The following is an 18,874-nucleotide window of genomic DNA, read 5'->3' as shown; positions in this document are numbered from 1 at the left end:
CACCCCCGCGCATTAACGGGCGGGCTGAACCATAGCGAGGCCACAAGCCGTGATCCCCGAAGGCCGCCACGAAATCGAACATACCGTCCGCGCCGTCCTGGCCGACGTGCTGGGACTGACGCCGGAGCGCGTTGCCGGCTTCACCGCCGACACGCCGCTGTTCGGCGCGCTGCCCGAACTCGACTCGATGGCGGTCGCCGGCGTGCTGACCGAGCTTGAGGACCGGTTGGGCGTCCTGATCGAGGATGACGAGGTGGACGGCGAGATGCTGGAAAGCTTCGGCAGCCTCGTCGCGTTCGCCGCCGGCAAGGCGCTCGTTTGATCGATCGCTACACCTGGTCGGGGGGGACCGAGGCGATGCTGCGCTTCGGCCCCCCGACCGGTGTGGTGGTCATCGCCATCCTTCCGCTTCTCGAAGAAGCGAATCGCACCCGCGGCCTTGCCGTTTCGATCCTGCGGCATCTTGCGGATCGTGGCATCGCCGGGGCGCTGCCCGACCTGCCCGGCACCGGCGAAAGCCCGCTCCCTACCGATGCGCTGTGCCTGCCCGACCTGCGCACCGCACTCGCTACCGCCGTCCGCTCCCTGAACCGCCCCGCCGTCACGCTCGCCATCCGCAGCGCCGCGCTTCTCGATGCCGACGCGCCGATGGTCGCGCGCTGGCTTCTGGCGCCGCAGGGGGGCGACGATCTGCTGCGTGCATGGCGGCGACTGTCGACGGGCGAGATGGTGGCGGGAAATGCCGTCGCACCCGCACTGCTCGCCGCGCTGCCCGGCACCGACCCCGTCGCCAGCGACGTACCGACCCGCGTCGTGCGCCTGGATACCGACCCTCGCCCCGCCGACATGAAGCTGCCCGGGGCTCCCCCCTGGCACCGTTCGGAACCGGACACGGACCTGACGCTCGGCACGGCGCTGGTGGACGATATCGCGACATGGGTCCGGCGATGCGCCGCCTGATCGCATTCGCGTGCGAGGGGGCGTCGCTGCTCGGCACGCTGGACGAGGCGACGGGCAGCACCGGCATCCTGATCGTCTCCGGCGGCAACGAACCTCGGATGGGCGCACACCGCGGCATGACGATGCTCGCTATCCGGCTCGCCGCACGGGGCCACCCCGTCTTCCGCTACGACCGACGCGGCATCGGTGATTCGCAAGGGGCGAACGGCGGCTGGCAATCCGCCGCGCCCGATCTCGCCGCCGCCGCCGCTATATTCCGTGCCGCAGCGCCGCAGGTCACGCGGCTGATCGGCTTCGGCAATTGCGATGCCGCCACCACGCTGGCGCTCTATGGTCGCGCCGCCGGGATCGACCGCGTCGTTCTGGCGAACCCGTGGCTGGGGAAGGACGATGACGCACTTCCCCCCGCTGCCGCGATCCGCCGGCATTATGCGCAACGCCTGTTCTCGCCCGCGACATGGTGGCGCTTCGCCCGCGGCGGCATCGACCGGACCCGCCTGCGCGCCGGCCTGGTGAAGCTGTGGCGCTCGCCCACCCCGCCCCTTTCGGACCGCGTGATGCGTGCCATCGCCGGCTGGGGGGCGGATGCCTCCATCCTGCTCGCCGAGGGCGACGCCACCGCCATCGGCTTCCAGGTCGCCACCCGCCGCCACCGTTTCGCCACCGGCTACGTGGCCACCGCCTCCCACAGTTTCGCCGGCCACCCGCAAGCGGTGGACGCGGCGATCCTGGCAGCCCTTGCTTAGAAGGTCGTGCTGACGCCCAGCGTGAAGATGCGACCCAGGCGGTACCGGTTGATGTCCACCTGCGCGCCGTTTTCGAAGGTCTGGAATTCGCGGTAGCCGGTGCCCGTCAGGTTCCGTGCCTCGAACTTCACCTCGAACTGACCACCCAACAGATCAACGCCCTGCCGCGCCACCACGTCCAGACGGATGCCCGGACGCTCGATCAGATCCGGCAGGCGCAGGCCGCCGCCGCCCGACACCGGGCCGCGATTGGTCACGCGGTTGCTGGCATAGTTGAACAGCACGGTCAGCTGCGACAGGCTTTCCTTGTCCTCCAGCCCAAGTTGCAGGTTCACCAGATGGTCCGACTGGCCGACCAGCGAGGCACCATCCTGGAACAGGATGTTGGCCGGGCGCAGCACCGGGTTGACGCCGGTCTGCAGCGGGCTGGCGATCAACTGGTCCGTCGCGTCGATCGACGATTTGGTAAAGGTATAGTTGGCGATCGCGACCAGGCGGCGTGTCGCCAGGAAGCCGATGTCCAGCCCGTCGAGCGGAATATATTTCTGCAACTCGACCTCGCCGCCGTACAGCTTGGCACGCGGGGCATTGGCGAAACCGGTCTGGAGCACGTCCGCGCCGCCGGGGAAGAATGCCACCGCCTCGATCGGATCGTCGATCCGCTTGTAGAAGCCGGAGGCGCTGAACCGCTGGTCGCGCGCAAAATACCATTCGTAGCGCAACTCGCCGTTGTAAAGCTGCGAGTCCTTCAGGAAGGCGTTGCCGAAGAACAGGCGATCGCTCTCGAAATCCTGGTAAAGCTGCGGCGCCAGTTCGCGGAATTGCGGCCGGGCCAGCGTCTTGGACATATGCCCGCGAAGCTGCATGTCCTCGGCGAAATTCCAGGTGATCGTCACCGCCGGCAACCAGTAATCATTCTGGATACGCGTCGGCGCGGCGTTGCCCGAAGGCATCACCTGCTCGTCGCCATTCTCGTAGCGCACACCGACCGTGGCACGCAGCCCGTCGGTGATCTCGCCCTCCACCTGCGCATAGGCGCCGTGGACGCGCAGGCTCGCGTCATATGCGGCCGCTCCCTGCCCGGTCGACGTGTTGCGCAGATAGATGCCCGCATTCTGGATGGTGAAGTCGGACAGCAGGTAATCGGGCCGCAACTGCGCGATAGTGTCGGACACCGGACCATTGTTCGGCCCCGAATATTGGAAGGTGTAGCGGCTGGAGCTACGCGCCGTATCGTTATAGGCATAGCCGACCGACACCGCGAACGGCCGGTCGAACGGCACGTTCCAGGTCAGGTTCGCCTGACCCGACCACAGGCGCTCGTCCAGTTCGCTGAACGCGATGGCGGCGGACTGCAACCCGCTCAGGTTGTTCGTATAATCGCCGATCGCCTCGTTATACTGATAGGTGAAGCCGCGCTCATACGGGCTGTTGCGCTTGGTCTTGGCATAGGCGCCGCGTGCGTCGAACGAGATGTCGTCGAACTTGAACTCGCCCACCAGCTGCGTGTCGCGCAGCTCGCGCTCGAACCAGCTCGTATTCTGGTTGATGAACGGGTCGATCCCGCCCGGCAGCGTACCGATATTGGCGGTCGTCCCGCGCGACAGGCGCCCCTGCTTCAGCGTGTCGTGGATGTAGAGGTTGGTCAGCCGGATCTTGTGCGCGCCGAACTCGGCACCCATGCCCAGCATGCCGTTCACGATCGCGCGGTGATCGGTCAGCACGGTGCGGAAATCGCGCAGCAGGCCGCCGTCGATGTCGTCGGATAGCTGCTGGCGCGAATCGCGGGTCCGCCAGCTGTTCGACAGCCCGGCCGCCGCGATCACGCCCAGCCGGACATTGCCGATATCGGTGGAGCTGCCGAAGCTCGCCTCATAGGAGAAGTTGGCCGGCAACTGGTTGTTCTGCTGCAGCAGCGTCGTCTGCGCGTTGTTCAGCCCGATGATCTCGGACGATCCGGGCGATGTGCCCGCGATGCCGGCGCGCTTGATGAAGCCCGGCGTGGTGCGCGTGCCATCGTCGAACCCGGTCCAGTCCGCATCGCCGCCGGCATAGGTATAGCCCAGCTCGCTGGTCGTCACCGTGTCCGCGCCGAGCGATCCGCCGATCTGGAAGAAGGTCTTGTCCGGCACCGCCTTGGTGGTCAGGTTGATGACGCCGCCGCCGAATTCGGCCGGGTAGTTCACCGAATAGCTCTTCTGCACCAGCGCCGAGGCGATGACGTTGGTCGGGAAGATGTCGAGCGGCACCACGCGGCGCAGCGGCTCGGGGCTGGGCAGCGGCGATCCGTTGAGCAGCGACGAGGAGTAGCGATCGCCCAGGCCGCGGACATAGACGAAGCCGTTGCCGACCACCGACAGGCCGGTCACGCGGCTGAGCGCACCGGCGATGTCGCCCTCGCCCGTCCGCTGGATGTCGGCGGTGGACAGGACGTTCAGCACCTCCGGCGTGGCGCGCACGACGTTGGGGATGTTGCGACCGACCACGACGATCTCGTCCGTGTTCGCCGCCCCGCCCGGGGTCGAGACGTCGACCTGTTCCTGCTGCTGCTCGGCGGCGGCTTGCGGGTCCTGCTGCGCCGGCGTGCCGGCCTGCGGCGACACCACCTGACCGGCCGGAGCCCCGCCGCCCGCGGGCGCCGCAGTGCCGGTCTGCGCGACGGCGGCGGCCGGAAGCAGGATGGTGCTCGCCAGCAGGGTGGAAAGGTAGGATGACGTCATGATGGCCCCGAGCCTTGAAGTAATGGCTCGTGGGCGACCCCCGCCGCCCCGAGCCTTGAATGGGTTCGCGGGCGGCTCCGGCCGCCCGCGTGGATACGCCGCTTAGCTCGGCAGGCTGGTGCAGGCGCCCGACGTCGTGCCGAAGTTGGCGCGGTTGGAATTGCACGTCCAGCCGCGGAACCAGGTGTCGTTCGGGCCGCTGACCGCGCCGACATAGCTGGTCTGGACCAGGAACGAGGTGCCTGCCGGGTTCAGCGTGGAGGCGTTGAACGCGGTCGCGGTCGTGGCCTGGCCGGCGGGGTAGAAGCCGTTGGTCAGCAGGCCGGTGCCGCGCTCGACATTGTTGCCGCCCGCCGCGTTGAAGATCGCCGCCATTTCCGCATTGGTGACGGTGACGTTGTTCACCGTCGTCTCCGCATAGGGGTTGGCGCAACCGAACAGCACCGAGTTGAACACCGGCGGGCCATTGTCCTCCAGCGCGGTGTTGGCAGGACGGATCGTCGTCTTGCCCTGCGCATCGGCACCCGCGACGATGTTGAGGCAGGCGGTCGGGCCGACCACGATGCCGTTGACGAAGCGCGCATCGGCGCCGCCACGCAGGCGGATCGCGGCGTTGGTCGCGGTCGAGGTCTGCACGAAGGTGAAGTTCGACAGCGTGTAGCGCTGACGCGGCAGCGCGTCCTCGTTGTTGTTCGAGTCGATCTCGGTCGAATAATTGTCGGTCTGCGTGTTCACCGGCTTCTGGATCGCCAGCACGAACTGGATGAAGCCCTGCCAGCCCACATCGGTATCCACCGCGTCGTCGTCCGTGCCGGTCATCACCAGGTAGCGCATGTTGGTGCGACCGCCGAAGACCTCGATGCCGTCGTCCGACGAGTTATGGACCTGGACGTGGTCGATCGTCGTGCCGGAACCCGTGCCGCCGAGCGTCAGGCCCTGTAGCTCGTTGTTCGGGCTGATGATCGTGCCCGAATACCGGATCTGGACGTAGCGCACGGTGCCCGAGCTGTCGGTCGGCGTCGCGCCGCCGTAGAGCGCGGTGGAGGTGCCCTCCACTACGTTTTCGCAGTTCACCGAACCACCCGCGACGGTCGCGTTGCAGTTCGAGATCGGCGCGCGGCCGGCCATGATGATGCCGCCCCACAGGCCCTGGCTCTCGTCGGTGACGCCGCCGGTCAGGTTCTGCTGCGCGGTGAAGATGATCGGCTGCGTCTCGGTGCCCTCGGCGTTCATGCGCGAGCCGCGGTTGACGACCAGGAAGTCGTTATCGGCGTTGGTCGTGTTGGCATAGATCAGCACGCCCGGCGCGATCGTCAGCGTGGCCGACGCACCGCCCGGTGCGTTGCCCGCGCCGCCGATGTCGACGCCGACATCGACGCGGCCGTTGATCTCATAGGCGACGCCCGCGACCTTCTGGAGCGACAGCGAACCCTCGATGCGGCTCGGCAGGCGGCAGCCGCGATAGCTGCCGACGATGCCGGCGTCCGACGTGCCGGTGGGGCAGGACGCCGCGGGCGTGCCCGGTGCGGTGGGGGTCGGCGTGGGGGTGGAGGGCGTCGGTGTCGGGGTGCCCGGCACGACGATGACGCCTTCGCCCGGCGAGGCGACGCCGTCCGCGCCGTTGCAGCCGGCAAGTGCCAGGCTCGCGGTCGTCGCCAGTAGAAGAGTGCCGAGGCGGTTAAAGCGGGCCATGTGAAGCTCCTGGTCGATCTTGGATGGTGCGATCGACCAGAGCATTCCCCCCTGCCGATCTCCCCGCGGCGGTTAGGCGGGCCGCATGACGGGAAGATGTGGTTTCGGGGTCAGAACGGTTACGGCTGCGTGACGGTTTCGTGACGATGCCGGGATGACACAGCGCGGCCGCATCGGCCGTTTCGCTGCAATGCAGCAATGCTGCTCGTCAAAGACCGACGCTATCGGAATGGCATGAGGAGCCTCTTCCCTTCAGGGAAGGGGTTGAGGTGGGGCGTTTCCTCAAACGCCGCGCTTGTGGAGGCGCCACCGCTTTCGACCTTTGAAGATGCAGGGACGCTGGACTGTTCGGTCACGCCCCCGGCCTCTCACCCCAGCTTGGCGGTGGGCGTCAGCCATACCGTGCCACGCCCGCGAAAGACGAACACCAGCCCCTCGCCGCTGCGCATCGCGTTGCGAATGCCCTGCACCAGCGGCCGCAACTCCACCTGCAACGTCGCCGAATACATCAGCATCAGGTCGCCATCGACGATCAGTTCGCCCGATCCGTCCAGTTCGATCACCTCGATCTCGTCCACCGGCACCGGCGCCTCGACCACGAACGCGCCCGCACCCGTCAGCTTGGGCTGCATCAGCCCGTTGCCGGAGAACAGCCCCGCGACCGAGCGGTGGACATGCGTCGACACCTGGATGTTCGCGTCGCACGCGTAAAAGGCGCCGTCGTCCAGGATCAGCGAATCCTGCGGCCCGTCCATCGCCGCCAGGATGAAATGCTTGGTGGTCGGCTCGGTCCACACCTCGCCCCGCCCCGAGAAGCGCGTCGCATAGGCCGATTCACCCGACCCGGCCGATTTCACCGCCCGTGCCAGAAAGCCGCCGCTCTCGTTGCGCTGCACCTCGGTATGGATCGCGCCGTGCGCATATTGCAGCGCCCCCGGCTCGAGCAGCGCGGCCCCGCCCTCCAGCACGATGCGAACCTGCCGCGCGGTCGCCTCATGCGCGGGGTAGACATAGACCGGGGCCGCGGCGGCCTGCCCGGCCGTTCCGCCCTGCGCCGTCGCCTGCACCGCGCGCGCCATGGCATAGCTCTTGCGCTTGAACTGAAAGAGTTCCAGCCGCATGCCATTGCCCTGCTGCTCGTCGATCTTCGTCCTGAAATCGGCCATCTCGTCCTCCGTCACGTCACGCGATCTTCAGTTCGGCGCCCGTCGTCCCGAACGCTTCGGCCCGCGCCATCACCCGCCGTGCCCAGCGGGCATGCGTTGCGGGTTCGCACATCACGCCCGCGCTGTTGAACACCGCCGGGCTGTCCTCGCCGAGGATTGCCTGCGCCTCCGCCAGTTGCGCCATCGGCACCGCCAGCGAGGCATGGATCACCGGCACCTGGGACGGGTGGATCGCGGTCTTGGCGCACAGCCCATGGTCCAGGTCGCGCTCCACCTCGGCGGCGAGCAGCGCAGGATTGGCGAAATTCTCCATCACCGGCGCGGTCAGCTCGAACCCCCAGGGCGCGAACGTCGCCACCAGCGTCCCGATCAGCGGGCCGAGCGGCCCGTCATAAACGGTGCGCGTCGCCGATCGCCGTGCCCCCAGTATCTGCAACAGGTCGTTGCCGCCGATGCGCAGCGCCAGGATACGGTCCTGCTGCCCCAGCAACTGGTCGCGCAGGCGGCGCATCTCGTGCCCGTCACACACCTCGCGCGTTTCCAGCGTCGGCATCAGCCGGTGCCCCTCGTGCAGCGGCAGCGCCAGATAGGCGGGCAGGCTGTCGGCATGCGCCTTGGGGATCACGAAGCCCGCCGCATGGCCGATACCGTCCAGGTGCAGGATATGCTCCAGCATGCCCGCACTTCGCGGCCGGACGAACACCGCCAGTGGAATGGCGCCAAGGACCGGCAACACCGCCGCCAGATTCTCCAGCGCCGCCGGCACGTCGCGCGCATGCACCGAATCCTCGACGCACAACACCGCCGATCGCAGCCCCGACGCCGCCGCCCGCGCCAGTGCCGCCGCCAGGTCGCCCCGCGTGCACGGCATATACAGGGTCGCGCCCAGTTCGATCGCGGACACGGTCATGCCGCCACCCGGTCCCGGCCCAGCGAGCGGATGATCGTCACCGCCCGGTACCGGCAATCGGCGTCCAGCCGCTCCACCGGCACGCCGCCCTGTTCCGCCAGATGGATCAGGTGCGCGACATCGGCATCGCCGGGATCGCGCACGAACAGTCGTTCCGGCATCCGCCGCAACAGGGCGCGTGTCGCCTCCGCGATGCCCGGCTTCACCCGGTTCGCATCCTCGCTGCCGATCGCCGCCAGCATCCGCGTCACCAGCGCATCGCTCGCCGCGCGCAAGGCCGCGCGCTGCGCCCCGTGCCCCCCGATCGGCCGCGGTTGCGCCAGCGCCGCCATCGGCGCCAGCGCGTCGACGAATGCGCGCGACCGGTCCGCCGCCGCATGCTCGGGATAGGTGACGCAGGCATGGAAATCCCCCGGCCCCACCACCGCATCCGACAGGATCGACCGGCTGACCAGCCCGGACACGATGCCGTTCAACAGCCCCGACGCGATCAGGTAATCGTCCGCGGTCGCCGCGATATCGGCCACGCCCGCCGGGTCCGCCACCACCGCCAGCACCGGTGCAAAGCCGAACGGCCGGTCGGCCAGGCTGCGCTGCAACTCGCCCGCGATCGCGCCCTTGCCCGTCCAGCCGTCGACGAACACCACGTCCGCCGGATCGTGCCGCGCCGCGATATGGGCCAGCGCCGCACGGTCGATCCCCCGGTCGCGGATGATGCTGATCGCATAATGCGCCGCTTTGACGCCGTGCGCACGCAGCGTGCGCAGCAGCAGCACGCCGATCGGCGTCCCCGCCCGCGCCAGGCTGGCGATCGCCACCTCGCGGCCCTCCGCCCGCGCCGCCAGATGCGCGGCCAGCGCGGCGATATCGCTCGCCAGCCTCAGGCCGTTGCGTTGCAGGGCGGCATCGTACAGCGCCAGATAGGCGGCATCGGGCACCGCCTCGGGCGCGATCATCTCCGAATAATGCCGCGCGCCGGACTGGATCGCCCGTTCCTTGGCCGCGACGTCGGTGGCCGCCAGCACCACCGGTTTCAACAGGAAGGTGACGTCCGCCGGATCGTAGCTTCCGGAAAAGCCGCTCATGCGAACAGCCGGTCCGCCAGTTGGGATCGCGTCGGCAGCATCGCGAAATCGCACAGCGCCATGAACGGCGCATCGGTCAGGCTGTCGCCCACCCCGATCACGCTCGCCTCCGGAAACCGCGCGCGAAGGCCGGGCAGCAGATGCGCCACCGCATTGGCCTTGCCCAGATAGGGCGGCATCATCGCGACGTTGTTGCCGTTGCGATGCAGCGTCCATCCCGCCGGCACGTCCGGGATCGCGGCGTCCACCACCTTGAACAAGGCGTCGTGATCCGCCTCGGGATGCTTGGCCAGGGTGTAGATCGGCACGCCCGCCTCCTCCAGCACTCGTACCCTCAGCGGCACGCCCTGCGCTTCCGCCTCGCGGGTGATCGCCGCGGCATAGCCCTCCAGCGCCCCGGCATGGTCGGCCGCGGCACGCGCGATCTCGGCCGCCCAGCCTTCATCCGGCTCGCCATCCTCGCCTAGCACCACGCCGCCATGCGCACACACGCCGGCGGCAAAGGGCACGTTCACCCGGCGCAGCGCATCCAGGCTGCGGCCGGTGACGGGCACCAGATGCGTCGTCTCGGCCAGCCATTCGATGAAGCGCATCTGCCGCGGCGTGGCATAGCTCAGCGGTGCCCCGTCGACTGCAAAGCCGATCGGGGTCAGCGCCTCGTCGGCAAGGTCCTCGGGGCATTTCGCCCGCGTCTGGAACAGCGTGTCGTCCAGATCGACCAGCGCGATCGCCCGCATCAGCGCGCACTCCAGCGCAGCGTTTCTGCATCCAGCGCCGAAACCAGTGCCGGATCAACGTCCGGCGTCTCGTGGCAGATCCATGTCGTCCGCCCATCGGCGGCATCCGCATTGTAAAGAAAGTTCGGCACACCCGTCCCATAATTGTCGTCGAAACACAGCGCGCAGGCCAGCGCCCCGCCGATCCGTGCCGGACTGCGGCTCGTCGCCTGCACCACCACGTCCAGCCCCGCCGCCTCCAGCCGCTCCGCCAGCCGGAACGGCGCATAGGTGAACTCCCCCGTCCCCACGATCCGCAGCGGACCGTGAACCGCCGGCTCCCTGTCCGGCCCGGCGACATCGCTGTCACGGCGGCCCAGCCGCCCGTGATTGACGGGATCGTCCAGCACGCCAAGCGTCCCCGCCGCCGCCTCGAACCCGGCCACGTCCTCCGCCACCCCGCCCGGCGTCCAGTCCAGCCGCCCTTGCAACAGGCTCGCGATCGTCGCCGGCCGCGGCATCGCCGCCAGCCACCCGCCCCCCGACCAGTCGGTCAGCGTCGCCACCACGATCCGCTCGACGCTCGGCCAGCGCGCCACCAGCACCCTTGCCAGATTGGTCAGCGTCGTCCCCGTCGATACCTCGTCATCGACCAGCACCAGCGTCCTCGGCGCCTCGAACCCCGGCTCCACCGGCTCGTACACCAGATGCGCGGACGCATGGCTGTGCGGCTCCTCGAACCGCGCCAGCAGCGGATGGTCGATCCGCTGCCGCGTCGAATGCAGGAACAGCGCGTCGCCCCGCGCCATCTCCTCATGCAGCGTCTGGCCCAGGCACACCGCCGTCTCGGCCAGCCCCATCACCACGATGGGCCCCGCCAGATCGCCCGGCAACCGCGCCGCCAGCGCGCGCACCGCGGCGCGCATCTCCCCCGGCCGCGCCGGCCAATGTCGCCCCAGCACCTTGGACACCACCAGGAAACCGCGCCTGGGATTGCGCCGCGCCGCGAACCCGCACAGCCGCGCGAGCGGCCAGTCCGGATCGCCCCCCGTCACCTCCACGCGCAACTCCCCCGTCGACAGCGACACCGCCGCTGCCGACACCTGCCCCCCCGCCGCCATCATCGCCTAGACGTTGACGCCGAACGACCGGGCCAGCGGCCCCAGGCCACCGGCAAAGCCCTGGCCGATCGCCTTGAACTTCCACTCGCCACCATGGCGATACAGGTCGCCGAAGATCATCGCCGTCTCGGTCGATGCGTCTTCGGACAGGTCGTAGCGCGCGATCTCGGTGCCACCATCGGCGTTCAGCACGCGGATGAACGCGTTCGATACCATGCCGAAATTCTGCCGACGCGCCTCCGCCTCATGGATCGTCACCGCAAAGCTGATCTTGGCGATGTCGGCGGGCAGCGTGTCGAGGTTGACGCTTACCGTCTCGTCGTCGCCCGAGCCCTCGCCGGTCAGGTTGTCGCCCTGATGCTCGACCGCGCCGTTCGCGCCTAGCTTGTTGTTGTAGAACACGAAGTCCGCGTCCGACCGCACCTGTCCCGCCTCGTTCAGCAGGAACACCGACGCATCCAGGTCGAACCCGCTGCCGTCCGTCACCCGCGTGTCCCAACCCAGGCCGACGCGTACCGCCTTCAGGCCGGGTGCTTCCTTCGACAGGCTGACATTGCCGCCCTTGGACAGGGATACCGCCATCTGATCGTCTCCATTGCTTGCCGGCCGATCATCGACCGATATTGACGTAAAGGTTGCGCGCTCAGTCCTTCAGCGCGGTGCCCGACGGCTTGACCGGATCGGCCGCCTCGATCGGCTGCTCCGGATCCCGCTTGTTGCTGCGCACCGACGCCCAGAAGGCCAGACCGATCAGCGCGGCGCCGATCAGGCCGGTCACCGTCTCCGGAATCTCGAACTCGACCGACAGCAGCATGATCGCGGCCAGCGCGATGATCGCATAAAAGGCGCCGTGCTCCAGATAGCGATACTGGGTCAGCGTGCCCTTATCGACCAGCATGATCGTCATCGAACGCACGAACATCGCCCCGATGCCGAGGCCCAGCGCGATGATGAACAGGTTGTTCGACAAGGCAAACGCACCGATCACCCCGTCGAACGAGAAGCTGGCGTCCAGCACTTCCAGATACAGGAAGGATGCCAGGCCCGACCGCGCCGCCGCGCCCGTCGCGGCATCGCCGTCGCCTTCCAGCAGCACGCCCAGCGCATGCACAGCGATATAGGTCAACAGTCCGAAGATGCCGGAGGTTATGTAGGTCATCGCCTCCTCGACGGGAATGAAGCGCGAGATCACGTACATCGCCAGCAGCACGATGCCGACCGCCAGACCTGAAATGTCGGTCAGCTTGGCCAGCGGCCGCTCGATCACGCCGATCCAGTGCTCCTCCTTCTCGTCGTCGAAGAAGAAGTTCAGGCCGACCATCGCCAGGAACGCGCCGCCAAAGCCCGAAATGCCGACATGGGCGGAGGTGATGATCTGTTCGTACCGCACGGGATCGCCCGCCGCCAGCTTCAGCGCCTCGACCGGCCCCAGGCTGGCCGCGATCGCGACGATCGCCAGCGGGAAGACGATGCGCATGCCGAACACCGCGATCAGGATGCCCCAGGTCAGGAAGCGGCGGCGCCATTTCTCGTCCATGTCGCGCAGCACCGTCGCGTTGACGACGGCGTTGTCGAACGACAGCGACACCTCCAGCACGCCCAGCACCGCCACGATCCACAACACGCCCAGCGTGCCGCCGACGGTGCCGGTGCTCTGCATCCCCAGCCAGGCCGCGATGGCCAGGCAGATGCCCGTGAAGATGAACGAACCCTTGTAATATTTCAGCAGCACGAATGTCCCCCGGATGCGCCGTCTTGGTGTATGGGGCGCTTATGTCAGTCCTTTGACCCCGCCGTCCAGCGCAAGCCCCAGCGATAGGCTTCGTCCAGCTTGCGCTGCCCCTGATGGTAATCCACCAGCCGCATCGCCTGGAACCGGCCGCCGACATTTTCCAGCATCGCGACCGCGCACAGCCGGCGGTCGTTGCGCCCCTCGGTCATGCGCACTTCGATATCCTGTTCGCCGGGCATCTTCACCGTCACCACGCCGTCCGTCGCCTGCCAGTTCGGCACGCCTTCGTAGATCAGCGCGAAAACGAGGATGCGGCGGATTCGGTCCCAATGCCGGCCGTTTACCCGCATCGTCTCGCCGCTGGCGGTGTCGCCCGATCGATCGTCGGCGGACAGCGCGATCCACGGCTCGCCCTCATAATCGCCGAATGTGCCGCCCAGCGCCTGGATCACGCCCTTCCAGCCATCGTCCAGCTCGAACAGGCAACCCAGGTCCAGGTCGACCGCGCCGCTGCGCCCCCAGCCGCCCCTGCCGCGCGACCAGTTCAGGTTGATGACGATCTCGCCGGTCGGCTTGGCAAGGCTGACCGTCTGGCGCGGCTTGTCCAGCGTCACCTTGCTCAGCCGCACCGGCGGGGGTGGAGGCGGCGGCGGTGGCGGCGGTGGCGGCGCGGCGACAGGCTCCGCCACCTCGATCCCGAACGAGCGGGCGAGCGGCGCCAGCCCGCCGTCGAAGCCCTGCCCCACTGCGCGGAACTTCCACTGCCCGGCGCGCCGGTACAGCTCGCCCAGCATCATCGCCGCCTCGCTCGCGCCTGCCAGACGCGGGCGATATTCGACATCGCCCGCCGTGATCGCGGCCCCCTCCAGCACCGCCACCGTGCCCCGGTCCACCGTTACGCAGAACACGATCCGTTCGATCGCCGGGTCCAGCCGCGACAGGGTGACCGCAAAGGTCCGGGTCGCCACGTCCAGCCGGACCGCGCCCGCGGGATCGGCGGGCTGGTTGTAGAACAGCATGTCGGCATCGCCGCGCACCCGCCCGTCCCCGCGCAGCAGGTAAGCGGACACATCGGCCTCCGCCGGCAGGGTCAGGGCGACGCGCACCGCGTCCCCCGCCACCGCTGCATTGCCGCCCTGGCTCAGTTCGCGCATCGCGAGGGGCGCCCTTACAACGCGGCCGTGATCGGCCCCATCATGTCATGGAAGGTGCGGCCCGTGGTCTTCTCGCCCAGCGCCTTCATCTCCCACCCGTCGCCGACGCGCACCACCTGCGCCATCACCTGCCCGGTATGCGTGCCCGATCCCGACAGGTCGAACCGCGCCAGTTCGCTGCCGTTGGTGGCATCCACCAGCCGGCAATAGGCATTGTCGATCCGGTCGAACGTGTCGCCGCGAAAGCTGTTCACCGTGAACACCAGCGCGCGCACCGTGGAGGGCAGACGCGTCAGGTCGACATTGATCGTCTCGTCATCGCCAGCACCCGCCCCCGTCAGATTGTCGCCCGAATGGACGATGCTGCCGTCGCGGCTGGTCAGTTGCCGGAACCACACCTGGTCCACCATCTGCCCGCCGGCATCGAACAGCAGGCAGGACGCATCCAGGTCGATGTCGCCGCCCCCGCCGCCCAGCAGCGCGCCGAACAGCCCCTTGGCCTTTTTCACGTCCCAGCCCAGCCCCATGGTCACGCGGGTCAGCGTGCCGCCACCGCGCTTTTCCAGTCGAACTGTCTGACCTTTTTGAAGATTTACCATCGCGCTGCCCCTCCCAAGGCAAAAGATCGGAAGATGTCCGCACCACGCTAGACCGCCCCTGCGGGCGCCCGCAACCGCTATTCGTCGCGGATCATCGCGGAAAAGGGCGGCGCCGGCGCATCCAGCCGGATCGCATCGGGCACCGCCGCCACCAGTGCGCGGCCGCGGGGGCGCGGCACCATGTCCGCATGCGCCAGCCCCAGTTCCAGCGCGACATGCCACCAGGGCAGGTTCACGCCGGCAAACACGGTGTTCAGGCACCCGCCGCTCATCCGCGTATTGACCTCGATCAGCCGCGGCTGCCCGGCCGCATCCTCGATCATCTGCACGTTGATCAGGCCGGACAGGCCGAACAGCCGCACCGTCGCTGCCGCCAGGTCGATCGCCTCGCCCTCGCTTTCCACCCACTGCCCCACGCGCTCCTTGCGCCGGGCGACGGCGCTCACCACGCGACCGCCGTCCGCCAGCACATCGACGCTCGTCTCGTGCCCCGGCAGATATTCCAGTATCAGCAGGTCGGGCGCCTGCCCGTCGTCCAGCGCCTGCGCAAAGGCCTCGACCGCGATCGTCCGCGCATCGACATCCATCAGCGTCGCGATCAGCGGCCGTTCGTCCTCCAGCCGCCAGAAGCCCGCCCCGAACACCCCGCGCCGCGGCTTGACGCACGCGCCAAGCCCCTGTCCGCGCAGGGCGGCAGCGGCGCCGCGCACGTCATCGCCGCCCCGCGCCAGCCACGCCTGCGGTACCGGCAGCCCGGCCGCCGCCACCGCGTCCATGAACGCCCATTTGTCGTCGAGCAGGTCCAGCATGTCGGGCGCCGCCGGCAGCGCCAGCCGCGTGCCGAGCGCGGCAAAAGCGGCCGCGTCGCCCGCGATCAGGTCGCGGCGCATGCCGGGCACGAACAGGTCGACGCCGTGCACCCGGCACATGTCCAGACACCAGTCGCGATAGCCGTCCGCCGCGATCGGCTCGATGAGCGCCAGATCGGCGGCCGCCAGCGCCGCGGCATCGGCATAAGGGTGCGAGGCGATCAATCGCACCCGCCCGTTCGCCCCCGCTCTTATCAGGGCCAACGCATTGCGGACCGAATGCCCGCGATCGAACCAGATCGTCTTCATCGCCGGCGCTGTTTCAGACTTTGCGGGCTGGCGATAGCGCCCCCGGCCGGTGTCACCCTGAAACCGGCGCCGCCGCGAACGTCCGACTGGGTATCTTCAGGCGTGGCTGTCGTTGAACGCCAGGCTGCTGGAAATTTCCGCCGCCGCCGCCCGGATCGCGTTGCATGCGGCATCTTCCGATACCGTCGAATCGGTCAGGCGCAGGAACGGTACGGTCAACGCCGCGATCGCCTGCCGCCCGCGCAGGATCGGCGCGGACAGATCGCGCATTCCGTTGATGCACGGGTTGTCCTGCCGCCCCAGGCCGGTGACGCGGATCTCGTCGGCGCGCGCCCGGAACGCATTCAGTTCGTCGGCCGAGGGTGCCGGCTGGAACGACCGCTCCCAGTCACCCCGGATGGAGGGCGACTGAAACGCATAGAGCACCGCCCCGGAGGAGGTCCGGTGCAACGGCTGCCGATATCCGACCCGTACCGCAAAGCCCACCGCCGCGGTCGATTCCATGCGCGCGACCACGGCCATGTCGCTGCCCGTCTGGATGCCCAGATGGCAGGATTGACCGATATCGATGGTCAGTTGCCGCATGATCGGCAGGGCCTGTTCCAGCATGCTGCGTACCGGCGGCCGCTTCAATCCCAGATGGAACAGGCGCGGCGTCATGACATAGCCGGCGGGTCCCTGTTCCACGAAACCGCGATGTTCCAGCACCTGGATCATGCGAAACAGCTCGCCCGTGGATCGCCCCAGTCGCTGCACGATGGCGCTGACCGTCAGCGGCTGTTCCTCGCCCGCCAGCAGCTCCAGGATATCCAGGCCCTTTTCCAGCGCGGGCGCGCGATAGAGCCGCTTGCCGTCGCGCTCCAGAATGCCGTCTTCCATTTCCGCTTCCGCTTCCAAACGCCGTTCCCCCGTTCCTGCTGTCTGGCTCGATCTTTTGCTTATCGGTCCGTAGCTTCGCGACATGTCGGTTCGGTCGTGTGCATCGTTCCAAACCAGCGTACCGTAACCTGGATTAACTTTAGCTATGCAATGGAACGCGGAAACGTCAATGATCTATGCGTTTGCTGACACCGCTGGACAACAATGGCGCGCAAAACCGTGATCCTGCCGGCCCGTTCACCCTGTCGCAATCCCCCGTCCCCCACAGGCTAGGTCATATCGACCCGTCAAATCCACCCAAATCGGGATGTTCAATGACCATGTCGCCTCTCCTTGCCCGCCGCCACCTGCTCCGCGGTGCCGCGCTGCTGCCGCTGGTCGCGATCGGCGCCTGCACCACGCCGCTCGGCTCCTACAGCCTGGGTGACGGCATCCACCGTCTGCTCACCCTGTCCAGCCAGCGTGCCTTTGCCCGGCTGCTGCAACCCGGCGGCTTTTATGACGACCAGCTGACCCGCATCACCGTGCCGCAGCAGGTGGCGGGCGGCCGAGACGGCGACGTGCTGGCCGCGATCCTGCGCACCCGCGCGGTACGCGACCGCATCGCCTTTGCCCTGAACGACGTGGCCGTGGATGCCGCCGACCGGGCGACGCCGGTCGTGCTCGATGCGATTCGCGGCCTTAGCGTGGCCGATGCCGTATCGGTGCTGCGCGGCGGGCCGACCGCGGCGACGACCCTGCTCGAACGCCAGGCGCGCGGCGCGGTGGTCGACGCCATGTTTCCCGAGATCGGCGGCGCGCTACGCTCCGACGGCGCGGAGATACTGGGCGCGGTCATCGCCGCGCGCACCGGGGTGGATTACACCGCGCTCGCCCGGGATGTCGCCGAACAGGCCGGCAGCGCCATCTTCCGCGCGATCGGTCGCGAGGAGGCCGCGATCCGCGCCGACCCGCTGGCGACGCGCGACCCCGTGCTGATCGCGGTGCTGGGCGGCCGCTGACCCGCCGGTCAGTGTGCCAGTTCCACCATCTCGCCGCAGGCGGGGATGAACCGCACCGCCTCGGTCAGCGGCGCCCCCGCCAACAGGCAGCGGAGCGTCGCGATCGACCCGCCATGCGCGATCACCAGCACATGGTCAGCGTCGGGCAGCGCGTCCCAGGCCGCCCGCACCCGCGCGGCCAGCATCGCCCCCGTCTCGCCGCCACCCGGACGGAAACCGTGCGGGTCGGTCATCAGGCCGTCCATCGCATTCCCGCTCTCGCGCCAGATCGCGTCCCAGCGCCGGCCCTCCCACGCGCCAAAGTCGCGCTCGCGCCACCGCACATCCTCGATCGGTGCGGGACACAGCATCTCGGCCAGTCGCCGCGTCCGCTCCAGCCCCGAATGCACGACGGTGTCCGCCCGCACCGCCGCCGCCAGCGACCACGCCATCGCCCGCCCTTCGCGGCTCCATCCCATGTCCGACACGCCGTAGCACCGCCCGGCCCAGGCCCTGGCGACCGGCGGATGCCGCAACAGCCGCACCGTCACGCGCCCGCCACCACCAACAGCACCAGCACCTGCGCCGCATAGGCCGCAAAGCCCAGACAGTCCCCCGTGCTGCCCCCGATCCGCCGTCGTATCCCGCGCGCGATCCAGGTCAGCATGACGCCCAGCAGGATCAAGGCGATGACCACCCCGCCACCGGTCATCGTCGCCAGCAGTCCGATCGCCGGCAGGACGGTCACCGCCGCCAGCCAGAAGGATCGTCGCGGCAGGCGTCCGATATCCTTCGCCACGCCCTCGCCCGTCGCCGCCGGCGGCGCCATCGCCATCAACAGCACCGCGCTCCACCGCGCGATGCCGGCCGCGGCGACGATCGCATACAGCCCGACCGAACCCGGCACCGCCAGCGTCGCCGCCACGCGCAGCGCGACCGCCAGCCCCAGTCCCAGCGCACCGTAACTGCCAATCCGGCTGTCCTTCATGATCCGCCGCGTCGTCTCCGCATCGCGCGCAGCCCCGAACGCGTCGCAGAAATCGGCCACCGCATCCTCATGGAACGCGCCGGTCAGCCACGCCTCCACCGCCAGCGCGACCAGCAGCGCGACCAGCGGCGGCCACCATATCTGCCCCAGCGCGAACACGACCGCGGTGACGATGCCGATGCCTGTCCCCACCAACGGCAACCACCCGGTCGACCGCACGAACGCATCGCCCGCCCGCGCGCCGTCCAGCCGCGCCAGCCAAGGCACCGGCACGCGCGTCAGGAACTGTACCGCCATCAGCGGCGGCG

Annotated in this window: 19 protein-coding genes; 4 read left to right on the top strand and 15 right to left on the bottom strand. The window is 68.8% G+C overall.

Going from position 1 to position 18,874, the window contains the following annotated elements:
* The first annotated feature begins 49 nt into the window (after positions 1–49).
* From OXR08_RS09735 to OXR08_RS09725, 3 genes are read left to right on the top strand one after another with little or no spacing between them, the layout of a single operon-like run.
* On the top strand, positions 50–322 hold the full coding sequence (locus OXR08_RS09735) for an acyl carrier protein (protein WP_112382575.1): 273 nt from the start codon (positions 50–52) through the stop codon (positions 320–322).
* Positions 319–960, top strand: a complete 642-nt coding sequence (locus OXR08_RS09730) for a hypothetical protein (protein WP_267349485.1) — start codon at positions 319–321, stop codon at positions 958–960. The genes OXR08_RS09735 and OXR08_RS09730 overlap by 4 nt, the downstream gene beginning before the upstream one ends.
* The gene (locus tag OXR08_RS09725) at positions 948–1,706 is read left to right on the top strand and encodes a hydrolase 1, exosortase A system-associated (RefSeq protein ID WP_267349484.1); all 759 of its coding nucleotides are present in this window, start codon (positions 948–950) and stop codon (positions 1,704–1,706) included. Before OXR08_RS09730 ends, OXR08_RS09725 begins: the two co-directional genes overlap by 13 nt.
* Here the strand turns inward: OXR08_RS09725 and OXR08_RS09720 are convergent.
* From OXR08_RS09720 to OXR08_RS09660, 13 genes are all read right to left on the bottom strand, one after another.
* A complete protein-coding gene (locus OXR08_RS09720; protein ID WP_112382576.1) occupies positions 1,703–4,426 on the bottom strand; it encodes a TonB-dependent receptor in 2,724 nt (907 codons plus the stop codon). The two genes, OXR08_RS09725 and OXR08_RS09720, sit on opposite strands and share 4 nt — an antisense overlap.
* A gap of 102 nt (positions 4,427–4,528) precedes the next feature.
* Positions 4,529–6,118, bottom strand: coding sequence for a hypothetical protein (locus OXR08_RS09715; protein WP_112382681.1), 1,590 nt, complete (start codon positions 6,116–6,118; stop codon positions 4,529–4,531).
* A gap of 368 nt (positions 6,119–6,486) precedes the next feature.
* Positions 6,487–7,284 carry an AIM24 family protein gene (locus OXR08_RS09710; RefSeq protein WP_267349483.1) on the bottom strand — a complete coding sequence of 266 codons (798 nt, stop codon included), beginning with the start codon at positions 7,282–7,284 and terminating at the stop codon, positions 6,487–6,489.
* Positions 7,285–7,300: 16 nt separating this feature from the next.
* Complete coding sequence (locus tag OXR08_RS09705; protein WP_267349482.1) at positions 7,301–8,194, bottom strand: HpcH/HpaI aldolase/citrate lyase family protein; 894 nt, start codon at positions 8,192–8,194, stop codon at positions 7,301–7,303.
* A complete protein-coding gene (locus tag OXR08_RS09700) occupies positions 8,191–9,279 on the bottom strand; it encodes a cysteine protease StiP domain-containing protein (protein WP_267349481.1) in 1,089 nt (362 codons plus the stop codon). The genes OXR08_RS09705 and OXR08_RS09700 overlap by 4 nt, the downstream gene beginning before the upstream one ends.
* Positions 9,276–10,016, bottom strand: coding sequence for a hypothetical protein (locus OXR08_RS09695; RefSeq protein WP_267349480.1), 741 nt, complete (start codon positions 10,014–10,016; stop codon positions 9,276–9,278). Before OXR08_RS09695 ends, OXR08_RS09700 begins: the two co-directional genes overlap by 4 nt.
* Positions 10,016–11,119: a phosphoribosyltransferase domain-containing protein gene (locus tag OXR08_RS09690; protein WP_267349479.1), complete on the bottom strand. Its 1,104-nt coding sequence runs from the start codon at positions 11,117–11,119 to the stop codon at positions 10,016–10,018. Before OXR08_RS09690 ends, OXR08_RS09695 begins: the two co-directional genes overlap by 1 nt.
* Before the next feature lie 3 nt (positions 11,120–11,122).
* Positions 11,123–11,698 carry a TerD family protein gene (locus OXR08_RS09685; RefSeq protein ID WP_112382580.1) on the bottom strand — a complete coding sequence of 192 codons (576 nt, stop codon included), beginning with the start codon at positions 11,696–11,698 and terminating at the stop codon, positions 11,123–11,125.
* A 61-nt stretch (positions 11,699–11,759) separates the two neighbouring features.
* Positions 11,760–12,845, bottom strand: a complete 1,086-nt coding sequence (locus OXR08_RS09680; protein ID WP_149681997.1) for a DUF475 domain-containing protein — start codon at positions 12,843–12,845, stop codon at positions 11,760–11,762.
* A 47-nt stretch (positions 12,846–12,892) separates the two neighbouring features.
* Positions 12,893–14,002, bottom strand: a complete 1,110-nt coding sequence (locus OXR08_RS09675) for a TerD family protein (protein ID WP_267349478.1) — start codon at positions 14,000–14,002, stop codon at positions 12,893–12,895.
* 14 nt (positions 14,003–14,016) lie between these two features.
* Positions 14,017–14,601: a TerD family protein gene (locus tag OXR08_RS09670; protein WP_112382582.1), complete on the bottom strand. Its 585-nt coding sequence runs from the start codon at positions 14,599–14,601 to the stop codon at positions 14,017–14,019.
* Between the two features lie 77 nt (positions 14,602–14,678).
* Positions 14,679–15,719 (bottom strand): ATP-grasp domain-containing protein, encoded by a 1,041-nt coding sequence (locus OXR08_RS09665; protein ID WP_267349477.1) that lies wholly within the window; start codon positions 15,717–15,719, stop codon positions 14,679–14,681.
* A gap of 96 nt (positions 15,720–15,815) precedes the next feature.
* The gene (locus tag OXR08_RS09660) at positions 15,816–16,598 is read right to left on the bottom strand and encodes an IclR family transcriptional regulator (RefSeq protein ID WP_112382584.1); all 783 of its coding nucleotides are present in this window, start codon (positions 16,596–16,598) and stop codon (positions 15,816–15,818) included.
* 314 nt (positions 16,599–16,912) lie between these two features.
* On the opposite strand from OXR08_RS09660, the gene OXR08_RS09655 reads away from it, so the two are divergent.
* Positions 16,913–17,599 (top strand): DUF4197 domain-containing protein, encoded by a 687-nt coding sequence (locus OXR08_RS09655; RefSeq protein WP_267349476.1) that lies wholly within the window; start codon positions 16,913–16,915, stop codon positions 17,597–17,599.
* A gap of 8 nt (positions 17,600–17,607) precedes the next feature.
* Here the strand turns inward: OXR08_RS09655 and OXR08_RS09650 are convergent, their stop codons facing one another.
* Both OXR08_RS09650 and OXR08_RS09645 read right to left on the bottom strand, forming a co-directional pair.
* On the bottom strand, positions 17,608–18,129 hold the full coding sequence (locus tag OXR08_RS09650; RefSeq protein WP_267349475.1) for a histidine phosphatase family protein: 522 nt from the start codon (positions 18,127–18,129) through the stop codon (positions 17,608–17,610).
* Positions 18,126–18,863: an adenosylcobinamide-GDP ribazoletransferase gene (locus tag OXR08_RS09645; protein ID WP_267349474.1), complete on the bottom strand. Its 738-nt coding sequence runs from the start codon at positions 18,861–18,863 to the stop codon at positions 18,126–18,128. Before OXR08_RS09645 ends, OXR08_RS09650 begins: the two co-directional genes overlap by 4 nt.
* Positions 18,864–18,874 lie beyond the last annotated feature (11 nt).

It is taken from the genome of Sphingomonas sp. GM_Shp_2 (genome assembly GCF_026540875.1).
In the GTDB taxonomy this organism is placed as follows: domain Bacteria; phylum Pseudomonadota; class Alphaproteobacteria; order Sphingomonadales; family Sphingomonadaceae; genus Sphingomonas; species Sphingomonas carotinifaciens.
This window is presented reverse-complemented; position numbering and strand designations above follow the sequence as displayed.